Here is a 10,314-nt window from a genome sequence, read left to right as displayed (position 1 = left end):
CCGGCACAACTGAAGACTGAAACCACCAATCCAACCGGCCAGGTGGTCCAGATTGAACTGCCGTCAGATGGTCCGGATTGGCGTTCCGTTGACAGCTGTCCGAACGCGGGAGGGTTGATGCGCGACCTCTCTGTCAGACGAATAACGTGATTTACGATCGCGGGCCGGGCGGGGCTTGGTTGCGACTCCCGGAAACTGTTCGTCGATACCTATCGCCATACCGGCCACCCACGGCAATTCATCGCGTCTCAGCGGGCTGCACGACGCCCGGACGGCGCGTCAATCAGTCGCGCCGCAATCGCCGCGCAAACGACGCGCGTAAGACAGCGATTTCCATCGAAGACCTTCCTTGCATTGTCGCCACCAGTAGGCAACCGGAAGCCCGGCTGCGCCTACAAACCGTCGGTCGGCGCGGCATATGGCGAAGACGCCGGCCTTTCTCGGCGTCGTCGGTGCCACTTTACATGGTTTCGGCAACGACGTGTCCGAAATTTGCGAATTGGCTGGCGATGCTCGCATCCCCGGTAGACGCGCCGGTCGCGGCGCAGCTCAGAACCCCCGCTCGATCCAGTGAGGCAGTATCCGGACGCCGTGTTCTTCGGCCCGTGCGCGTATGGCGTCGGAGAGAAAAGGCCCGAGGATGCGCCGCAACGGAGGGTCGACGTCGATCACGGTGACCGCGACGCCGCGAGCGACGCACGCGCTGGCGAGCTCCATCCCCAGGAACCCGGCGCCGACCACGATCGCCGAGGTGGCGGTCGAGAGCCTCGCTCGCAATGTCCGCGCGTCCTCGAGTGTCCAAAGGACCAGTTCCCCGGCCTGTCCACAGGCGGCCAGCCGACGTGCGTCGGTGCCGGTTGCGGCGATGAGCCCGTCATATGCGAGGGTGCGACCGGTTGCGGTGGTGACGACGGTGCGGGCGTCGAAATCGGTGCTGACGGCGGCTTCGCGGAGGAGATCTATCGCTAGGTCGTCGAGCCGATACGGCAGAGAGCCCTCGGCGGCCGGGTCGTGCAGGACCGCCTTGGACAATGGCGGTCGCGAGTAGCCGCCGAGTTCGTCGGCGCCGATGATGGTCAGTCGACCGGTGTGTCCTAGGGTGCGCAATTCACGCGCCGCGGTGATCCCGGCGATGGACTCGCCGACGACGACGATCGAGCGGGGGAGGTCATGACTGCTCTCGCAGGATCGCTACCGGGCAGGAACTGATGGCCGCACGCGCGGCGGTGACATGCTCGTCGGGGACGTCACCGCCCTCGAATCGGTAAGTCAATTCGCCTGCGTCATCGAGTTCGAACACTGCGGGGGCCTGCTCGGCGCACATGCCATGGCCTTCGCAGCGAAGGTAGTCGACGGAGATCTTCATTGCGATTCGTCCTTCAGGCGGGAAACAGTTGCAGGGGAAGGGTTTCGAAGCGGTGGATGATGTTGTTCATCGCCCATTGCGGTCGTCCGGCGATCTCGATGCGTTCCACGCGCTGGAGCAGTGCGGCAAGAATGGCCTGGGTTTCCAGCCGGGCCAGGCCCTGGCCGGCGCAGCCGTGGGTGCCGTGGCCGAAGCCCAGTTGGCGGGATGCGTCGCGGCGGATGTCGAAAGTGTCGGGAGAATCCCACTCGAGTGGATCCCGGTTCGCCGAGGAATACATCACCACCACCCGTGCACCCTCCGGAATGGTGACCCCCGCCAGGGCGACGTCACGAATTGTCTTGCGAGAAAACGCCCGCAGCGGTGACTCGTAACGCACCACCTCGTTCACCGCATTGGCGATCATCGTGGGGTCGGACCGCAGTAGCTGCCACTGGTGCGGATGGGCGGCGAACAGGTACAGGGCGCTGGAGATCGCGCTGATCGTGGTGTCCAATGAGGGTGCGAGAAAGTCGATCATCATGGCCGGGCACTCGCTGTGCGCGATCTTGCCTTCATCGGCGGCTTGGAGGATCTCCGCGCCCGCGCTGCCGGGCAGTAGCTGCCGGTCGCGCGCGAGGCGGCGGGTAAACCGCACCATCTCGATGCCGGCCGGAGCGGTTCGGATCGATTGCTTGTTGATCGGCCCGAGCGAGTCGAAAGTAGCTCCAGCCCAACGCAATAAGTGCTCGCGGCCGTGCTGTGGCCATCCGATCAAATCGGGTACGACCGACATCGGCAGTGTGGTAGCCAATTCGACGCCGTCGATCCGGCCCCGTGCTATAGCCGCTTCGACGGCCGCGACTGCTTGCCGCTCGACCGTCTCACGCATCGTGCGCAGCGCCTTGGGGGTCAATCGTCGGCCCAGTAGCGCACGCCGCCGGCTGTGGTCTTCGCCGTCACTGTTGAGGGTGGTGCCACGCGAAAGCCGGTTGGCGACAGGATTCAGTCCGACGCCCTCGCCGGAGATGAAAGTGTCGTCAGCGAGTAGCGCAGCCTTGCACTCGGCATAGCGCGGTAACGCGTATGCCCGCTGCCTTGTCAACCACACGACCGGACCCAACTCGCGCATCCGGGCGTAGTGCGGATACGGGTCCATGATCGCCTGCCGCGAGTACAGGTCCGGCTGGTAAACGGGGACACCAGCAGTCTTACGCATCGAAACTCCTCAACACCGACGATCGTCCGTCGTTGGCTCTTCACCGGATCGTCCCGGCCGAATCCCGCCTCGAACTGGATTCAGGCGACTGGATCGCCGGGCCTATCTGTGGCCTGCGTCTCAGGGTAGCCATTTGATTGACTGTATGTCAATGACATGAAATCAACTTGTGTTTCCCGCGGTGGCGGCCCAGTATCGGAGGAGGCGATCGGCAGGCAACAGGAGGGACACCGATGACCGCGACAACCGGGAAGGGGCGCACGACCATGCGTGCCGCGCAGGCCGCCGAGACCCGCCAGCGCCTAATCGACGCGGCAGTCGACGTGTTCTCCGAACACAGCTACGACGAGGTGGCCGTAGCCGACATCGCAAAAGCCGCCGGGGTGGCCCACGGGCTGCTGTTCCACTACTTCGGCAACAAGCGCGGCATCTATCTGGCGGCCTTACGGGATGCCTCCGACCGGATCGTGCGAGCTCAGGGGCTCGATCAAGAGCTTCCTGTCGTCGAGCAGATCCGCGCGGGATTTCGCGCTCACCTCAGTTATCTCGCCGCACACCGCGGGCTCGCGCTGCGGTTGGTTCTAGGCGGACGAAGCGCTGACCCCGAGGCGTTCGAGGCTTTCGAAGCGGGTCGATGGCGGACGATCGAGGGGTGGACCACCCTGTTGGGACTCGGCCCTCGGACTCCCGCCTTGCGCATGATGATGCGGTCTGCCACCGGTGCGATCGATGAGGCGACCCTCTACTGGTTACAGAACGGAGAACCCTTCGACATCGAATCCATGATCGATGCCCTGATCCCGATGGTGGTCGCCGGGCTGCGTGCTGCCGCTCAACTCGACCCCGCCCTCGATGTGGACACCGCCACGCAAACATTGCTGGATAGTCGCAGGCGGTGAAGTTGCACCAGTGAGGTGCACTCGCCGACGCTGCGGCGATCGCGTCCGGCTCGGTCGGCAGTCCTGTGGTTGTCGTGGCCGATGTGTCCACACGCGAAGCGCTGATGGTGTGAACACCCACCAGCCCTCGGCGGTGCGTGAACGGAAATACTCATGAGGAGGCCACTTTCAGCAGGCCGCGCAGGCGGCGGAGGTCGAATTCGTTGTCATCGCGCAAGGCCTCGAAAACCGCGCGTGCTTTCCGCATAGATTCCCGACCGGGACTGATGCCGAGTAAGTCTCTGGTCGGGGCGGCCTCGGCTAGGCCAAACCCGAGGCGGCCATCGGCGTCCAGCCGGGCTCGACAGTCGCGTCGAACAGGTCACCGTCGGCGAAGTGCTCGACGACGCCGATCGATGACTACTTCTGGACCGAGATTCTCGGTGTGCCGATCGAAGTCGTCGGGCCGCTTCCGTTTTAGGGAACCGGACGCGCCGCGCGCGACCATGCCGCGGTAGTATCAGGTGGCGCCCCGCCACTGCAACACCTCTAGGGCGGCGGCGATGTGCAGCGTATTGGTGTCCAAGGGGCGAGGGAGAAGTTCGTCTGCTCGCGCCAAGCGTCTGATGACCGTGTTGCGGTGGACGTGCAGCCGGGCTGCGGTGCGTGCCACGCTGCATTGTTCTCGCACGTACGTCAACACCGTCTCTCGCACGTGATCGCTCTCGTTCGCGAGATCACCCAGGGTGTGATGGATGAAGTGATCAGTACGCTCGTGGTCGGCGGCGAGGAGCGATACGAGCCGCACCTCGTCGTAGGTGGCGACGCGTCGGCTGGATCGCAGGCGTGTGAGCATCTGTTGTGTAGACAAGGCATCAAGGTGGGTGCGGCGGAAGCCTTCGATTCCGCGCGCCGTGGAACCAACCGCGATACAGACATCGGGGATGTCGCGAACTCGTTCAGCGAGTGTCTGGGCGTCTACGGTCACCTCGCCCGGCAGCCATACCCAAATGGTGGCGGCGCCGGGAATGATCGTGAGCGGGTTAGGGCTCTGCGCGCATTTCACCAATACCCCAACCGCTTGCTCCAGCCGTCTCAGTTCGGAATCAGGCTGGGTGTTCCATACAATGGCGGCGGTGTGGATTTGGGCTAGGCCGTATCCGAGTCGCATTTCGGCGCGCTCGCGTGTGATCGGTGCGCCCTCGAGCAATAGCGCTACGACTTCACGCCGTTCGGGGGCTGATCCCCTGAGTAGCTCCTCACGTTCAGCATGAATCAGTTCAGTGATCATTGCCAGGGTCGCTTCGACGAACTCGCCGATCGATTGTGCCGAGACGATGAGAAGTGCCTCCAATTCATCGACCTCGGAGGTCAGCGAGAACGCGAGGCGCACCCACAGTTTCCAGGCCGCGTTTTGGCCGATGCGATAACTGGTCACTGTCAATTCATCGAGACCTCGCCGCACCAGATCGCGTGTGATATCGACGATGTCGGCGTCCAGCACAGGAGCCACGGGCGCGCCAGGGTCGCTGATATTGGACACTGCCCATCTCAGAATGGTCGCTCGCGCCGCACGCTCGGATTCGGCCGCCAGCACCGGCTCGCTGACGCTGACTTCCATGCCAGGTGAACTCAGGAAGGTCCGGGTGAATTCATCGAGCCACCCGGACTTGTGCTGAACGAGGAGTTCAGCGCCGATACGTAGCAACTCGCGAATCCGCTCGGGCGGCCGGTCCCAGGACACCCCCTGAGTGTATGCACATGATGGTGCGAATCACACCGTTCTATGGAAAAAAAGGTGCATTTCGCACCTTGTTGTCGGCGTGAGCGCGGTCGACACTGATGACGCCAGATGTCCACCAACCCACGCCCCGCTGCATCGTGGTTGCGCCACTGCGCGAGTGAAGGAAGCCGCCATGACAGTGAATTCGCCGCACGAAGAACTGGGCCGGTGCCCCGTTGCACACGGGCAGCAACCTGCGTCTTGGTCGACCCGCTACGCGGCGCGGTTGGGGATGGGGCAGCGTCGACGTCCGCCGGGCGTGCCGGTCTACGACGAAGACATCTACTCGGTCGCGGCGATCCGTGATCCCTACCCGCATTACCGCGCCATGCGCGCACTTGGTCCCGTGGTGTGGTCACAGAAGCAAGGCGTGTACTCGATCACCCAGTATGCCGAGGTCAGACAAGTTCTGGCTGATGATGCCACGTACCGGTCGTCCAACAGCGTCTCGTTGCAACCTATACCGCGGAAGGTGGGCAAGAAGAGCACCTTGCTGAACGACGGCGATGTGCATGCAGCTCAGAGAAAGCTTTTGGCCCATCGGCTGACGCCGCGAGCATTGCATTCCATGCGAGCAGAGGTCGATGGTCTAGCCGATCAGGTTGTGAAGGCGGTGGTCGACCGAGACGGGATCGACGGAGTCGAAGACATCGCTCTCCGCTCGCCGCTCAGTGTTGTTCCGGATCTGATTGGTTGGCCTCATCGCAGCCGCGACCAGCTCGTGAATTGGGCGGGAGCCATTTTCGACAGGATGGGGCCGCTCAACTCTGTGTCGGTCCGATCCGTGCCGGCCAGTCGCCAGATGCTGTATTTCGTTCATGACCTCGCCCGCAAGCGAGACGTATTGCCCGGCAGCATGGCCCATGAACTGATCGAGGGTATCGAGCAGGGCCGGGTGGACGCGTCGCAGTTACCCACATTCTTGATGGATTGCCTGGGGGCCTCCATCGATACCACAGCCAGCGCAATAGCTGCGGCCCTATGGCTTTTCGCCACTTACCCAGATCAGTGGACATTGTCGCGGGACAACCGGACTCGCTCCTGGTCGAACGCCGTGAACGAGGTGGTTCGGATCGAGTCACCTCTGCGTGTGTTCGCCCGCCGCTCCGAGGTCGACTCGGTCGTCGCCGGTGTTCGGATACCAGCGGGCTCGCAGCTCCTGGTCATGTATGCATCGGCAAACCGGGATGAGAGGGCGTGGACTGACCCCGATCGGTTCGACATCACCCGTGATGCCTCCGCGCAAATCGGATTCGGCTATGGCACCCACGGTTGTGCAGGGCAGGGCCTGTCACGCATGGAAACCGAAGCCATCTTGGGCGCACTGCTGTGCTACGTCGATCGAATCGAGTTGACCGGCACACCAGAGGTGGCGGTCAACAACGTGATCCACCGCTTCGAAACGCTTCCGCTTCGCCTCGTCGGCCGGAGAGATGAGTGAATTCTCCTGCCGATCATATCCAGCACACACCTACATACCTACAAGGAGGAGATGCGGTGCCGCGCGTCGACCATGTATCCGACCTGACCCATGAAGTGGCGGTCATCGGGCTGGGCCCGGTCGGCGAGATGGCCGCGATTCTGCTCGCGCGCTCAGGATTGACAGTGTTGGCCATCGAGCGGCAGCCCGCGGCGTATGCGCATCCACGAGTCGGGGTTCTAGACGGTGAGGCCCTCCGTGCATTGCAGAAGGCGGGTTTGTACGAGCGGGCCGCGCAGACCATGCTGCTCAATATGGGCGTGCAATGGCTCTCGCGCCGCGGCGAGGTGCTGGCTACCGCCCTGCCGATCGAGCGCCCGCAGGGCCATCCTTGGCTGAACGCTATTTATCAGCCGCTCCTGGACGGCACGTTGCGGAATGCGCTCGACGAGCTGACCGGCGTCGACGTCCGGCTGGGCAACACGTTGACGTCCGTGGATCAGGACTACGAGGCAGTCGAACTGACATTCGTTGACGCAGAGGGCAATCCGGCACGGGCCCGAGTCCGGTATGCACTCGGATGCGATGGCGCAAACAGCGCGACGCGCGCCGCGATCGGAGTCGAACTTGTCGGTTCGACGTACCAGGAGCCCTGGCTCATCGTCGACGCGCAGCTGCCGGAGCCTGTCGCGCACTTGCCGTACGTGCAGTTCAGGATGGACCCGGGCGGGCCGCGGATGACGACCCGGTTGGCGGCCGGCAACCATCGGTGGGAGCGCATGGTGATGCCAGACGAAGATCGCGCGGAACTGCTCGAACCCGCGGCAGCCCGGGCTGTCGTCGCGCAGCACGCAGATCCGGACTCCGCTGAGATCCTGCGCCATGTGATCTACACCTTCTCAGCAAAATGCGCCGACCGATGGCGCGTGGGCCGAGTATTCCTGTGCGGAGACGCCGCCCATCTCATGCCGCCGCTTGCCGGGCAGGGCCTGAACTCCGGTATCCGTGACGTCGTCAACCTGACATGGAAGATCGCCAGTGTGCTTGCCGGCGCACCGGATTCCATCTTGGAGTCCTACGAACCTGAACGGCGCCCGCACGTCGAAGAGATGACCAAGCTGTCGGTGCGCATCGGCCGATTCGTGATGATGCGGTCACCCGCCGGAGCCGCCGCGCGTGACGCTGCATTCCGGGCTCTGCTGGCTGTTCCACGAATACGTCGCATAGTCACGGAGGGCACCGGCCGGAAACCCGCCACCTATACACGAGGCTTCCTTGGCGAAACACCTACGCGGCAGTCACCAGTGGGTCGGCTCTTCCCCCAGCCACAGGTGCGCACATTCGATGGCTCACAATGTCTTCTCGAGGACATCACCGGATCGGGGTGGCGCATCGTCGGCTGGGGCCAGGACCCTCGCGTCGCGTTGACATGCGAAGGCCGAACGCTGGCCGAAGACGTACTCCGCGCGACCTTTCTCACCTTGTGCTCTCCTGGTGAGCGGCCGCACGAACCAGGCGCCCGTACGGATGTTTTCGAGGACATCAACAACCTCACCCGGCCGCTTCTCCAGCCCCACCCCTTCGCCATCGTGCGGCCGGATCACTACGTCTACGCTAACCCCTCTGCCGCAGCGCTCGACGCTACCGTCCAGACCCTCGCCCGCCGCATGTCGCACCGAAGCCGACAAGACCGTGAGCCGGCCGATGACACCGACACACGGACCCTGGCTCCCTCCGATCTACACCTCGGATTCACCGCTCGGGGTAGGTGGGGCTTGGCGCCGGTGTCGGGCCGGTTCGAGCAGGCAACCGGTTCGCTTACCTGGCGACCGGACGACACGGCTCGTGTCCGATTGGAAATAGCCAGCGCAAGCATCAACTCCGGCAACGCGTTCCGTGATCGCCACTTGCGTGGGCCCGACTTCCTCGACACAGCGCGGTACCCGTTGATTACGTTCACCGGCGAGGCCGCCCGCACCGGGACAGGGATGCGTATCACTGGCGCGCTCACGATTGTGGGCAACACGTGTGACGAGGTGATCGATGTAAACACCGCTGCGGAAGGAGAAACCCTCACCGGCTGTGCGACCGCGTCGATAAGTCTTTCCACGTACGGCATCCGGCCCCGCCTCGGGATGGTCCGCCCGGAGGTGCAGCTAAACCTGTCTGGTCGACTGTTGTAGCCAAGCCGCATGCCCGGTGCCGGCACCGATATCGGCGACCTTCCTGGCCGCATCACCAGTGCCGGGCCGGGTTGATCCGGAGAAGAAGATGTTGTGAGAGGCACGGCCCATCCGATCACCGGTTCCGTGTCATCGAGCAGCGATACCGTGTTCTCACGGCGTCGCGTGTTGCCGTACCGGACCTCATCTACCACTTCGAGTCAATGCGCGGACCGATCCCAAATGCTGGGCCGGGGGGGCGCCGAGAGCGAAGCCGGCGATCGGGTCGCGCCAGACCGAATTGGCATGGTGGGCGCGGCGTCGGGTGTTGTATCAGCGCACGACCGTGACTGCCGGTGTGAAGCAGGCACTGTGGCGCTGGAGCCTGCCGTCGAATAGTGGGCGCGGCGCCTTCCGCGCGTGCGCTGATGCGGCTCGAGCAGCGTCATGGTTTCGACTGCCTAGTTGCGCGTGGTCCGATCCCACCACACGTGGCGGCCCGTCGATTTCTTCGAGAATGGTGTCAAGGTTGTTTCGCGGAAGCTCCATGTATTCGCATCGACTAGTTTGCGATTGGCATCGCCGTCACGAGTGAACCGCGTTGGAGGTATCTGGTTTCTTGGGCTGCTGAGCTGCGAATACATTGTCGGCCCGCGGCCCAGCAGCGGCCGTGCGCGGCGGGTCGCTTCGGCATAGGTGGCCGATCCGTCGCGGACGACGACCTCGACGTCTGGATTGTTCCGCAGACATGTTTCGAGGGTTTCGGACTTACGGTGGGCCAAGACGTCGATCCGTTCGTGAGTGACGGCGTCGATGACCGCTGTTCCATTCACGAAACGTCGTGTAGCACTGCGGGTTGGACAGGCCAACCGTCGGACCCGCACCCGCACGATGACCAGGCGGCCGTCGACGGGCAGATCGGACGGTCCTGTGATAGTTGCTGTGGGCTTTCTCCGACACCGCGCCGCGGCCAGCGCACCGCCGGGCCGGGCGCTGTCCTGGCCTGCACCACGACCCGCAAGCCCTCATCGACAACCATCACTGTCGAACCCGAGAACACCAGCTCACAGCGATATTCGCCTCACACTCCAGGGCAGCGCGCCCCCATGCGGTCACCCCGTGCCACCGGAAGTGAGCCAGAGCCGTTGTTCCGACAACCCCAAAACCCCAGACGCTGCTCCAGTGGGTCAGCGGGCTATTTTGTCAGTCCGAGTAGTGCGGCGGTGAGGCCGTAGTCGGGTCCGAAGTCCTGCATGTTTCCGGTGCGGCAGCCGTCGGCCTTCATCTGGATGCGCTCACAGAAGAGGCTGACGATCTCACCGTTGAGGGCCGTGGGGATCATGAAATGAACACGGACATATCCCTTGTCGCGGTCGATGATATTGCTGATGTTCTGAAACACCATCGGTGTGAGGTCGGCGACCTCGGTGAGGCCGTAGGCGTTGTCGCGCAACTGCTGGGTCACGTTGGTCAGACCGGTCATCGTGCCGGACAACTGATCCTGGTA

The 10,314-nt window shown here is 63.7% G+C and carries 7 protein-coding genes and 3 pseudogenes; 3 read left to right on the top strand and 7 right to left on the bottom strand.

Annotated elements, in window-relative coordinates:
- Positions 1-549: 549 nt before the first annotated feature.
- From ACWEKR_RS35155 to ACWEKR_RS35145, 3 genes are read right to left on the bottom strand one after another with little or no spacing between them, the layout of a single operon-like run.
- On the bottom strand, positions 550-1,155 hold the full coding sequence (locus ACWEKR_RS35155) for an FAD-dependent oxidoreductase (protein WP_452358179.1): 606 nt from the start codon (positions 1,153-1,155) through the stop codon (positions 550-552).
- Positions 1,156-1,168: 13 nt separating this feature from the next.
- Positions 1,169-1,366, bottom strand: coding sequence for a ferredoxin (locus ACWEKR_RS35150; protein WP_437201583.1), 198 nt, complete (start codon positions 1,364-1,366; stop codon positions 1,169-1,171).
- A gap of 13 nt (positions 1,367-1,379) precedes the next feature.
- Positions 1,380-2,564 carry a cytochrome P450 gene (locus ACWEKR_RS35145; RefSeq protein ID WP_452358178.1) on the bottom strand — a complete coding sequence of 395 codons (1,185 nt, stop codon included), beginning with the start codon at positions 2,562-2,564 and terminating at the stop codon, positions 1,380-1,382.
- Positions 2,565-2,797: 233 nt separating this feature from the next.
- On the opposite strand from ACWEKR_RS35145, the gene ACWEKR_RS35140 reads away from it, so the two are divergent.
- Entirely contained in the window at positions 2,798-3,463 is a 666-nt protein-coding gene (locus ACWEKR_RS35140; RefSeq protein WP_452358177.1) for a TetR/AcrR family transcriptional regulator, read from the top strand.
- Between the two features lie 151 nt (positions 3,464-3,614).
- Here ACWEKR_RS35140 and ACWEKR_RS35135 read toward each other — a convergent pair.
- Both ACWEKR_RS35135 and ACWEKR_RS35130 read right to left on the bottom strand, forming a co-directional pair.
- Positions 3,615-3,850: pseudogene (locus tag ACWEKR_RS35135) on the bottom strand (VOC family protein); the annotation flags it as partial.
- A gap of 112 nt (positions 3,851-3,962) precedes the next feature.
- Positions 3,963-5,186, bottom strand: a complete 1,224-nt coding sequence (locus tag ACWEKR_RS35130; protein WP_452358176.1) for a PucR family transcriptional regulator — start codon at positions 5,184-5,186, stop codon at positions 3,963-3,965.
- 172 nt (positions 5,187-5,358) lie between these two features.
- Between ACWEKR_RS35130 and ACWEKR_RS35125 the strand changes: the two genes are divergently transcribed.
- Positions 5,359-6,666 (top strand): cytochrome P450, encoded by a 1,308-nt coding sequence (locus ACWEKR_RS35125; RefSeq protein WP_452358175.1) that lies wholly within the window; start codon positions 5,359-5,361, stop codon positions 6,664-6,666.
- A 56-nt stretch (positions 6,667-6,722) separates the two neighbouring features.
- Positions 6,723-8,828 (top strand): bifunctional 3-(3-hydroxy-phenyl)propionate/3-hydroxycinnamic acid hydroxylase, encoded by a 2,106-nt coding sequence (locus ACWEKR_RS35120; RefSeq protein ID WP_452358174.1) that lies wholly within the window; start codon positions 6,723-6,725, stop codon positions 8,826-8,828.
- 644 nt (positions 8,829-9,472) lie between these two features.
- On the opposite strand, the pseudogene ACWEKR_RS35115 reads toward ACWEKR_RS35120, so the two are convergent.
- Together ACWEKR_RS35115 and ACWEKR_RS35110 are read right to left on the bottom strand one after the other, a co-directional pair.
- Positions 9,473-9,843 (bottom strand): annotated as a pseudogene (locus ACWEKR_RS35115) (transposase family protein); the annotation flags it as partial.
- Between the two features lie 159 nt (positions 9,844-10,002).
- Positions 10,003-10,314 (bottom strand): annotated as a pseudogene (locus ACWEKR_RS35110) (mammalian cell entry protein); the annotation flags it as partial.

The sequence above is a fragment of the Nocardia sp. NPDC004573 genome (genome assembly GCF_053602135.1).
Note: the sequence above shows the minus strand (reverse complement) of the source record. Positions and strands in the feature narration are given on the sequence as shown.

Excerpts from the sequence above, each read along its gene's own strand:
- ACWEKR_RS35150 (WP_437201583.1), bottom strand. The coding sequence starts at position 1,366 with ATGAAGATCTCCGTCGACTACCTTCGCTGCGAAGGCCATGGCATGTGC.
- ACWEKR_RS35145 (WP_452358178.1), bottom strand. The coding sequence starts at position 2,564 with ATGCGTAAGACTGCTGGTGTCCCCGTTTACCAGCCGGACCTGTACTCG.
- ACWEKR_RS35140 (WP_452358177.1), top strand. The coding sequence starts at position 2,798 with ATGACCGCGACAACCGGGAAGGGGCGCACGACCATGCGTGCCGCGCAG.
- ACWEKR_RS35125 (WP_452358175.1), top strand. The coding sequence starts at position 5,359 with ATGACAGTGAATTCGCCGCACGAAGAACTGGGCCGGTGCCCCGTTGCA.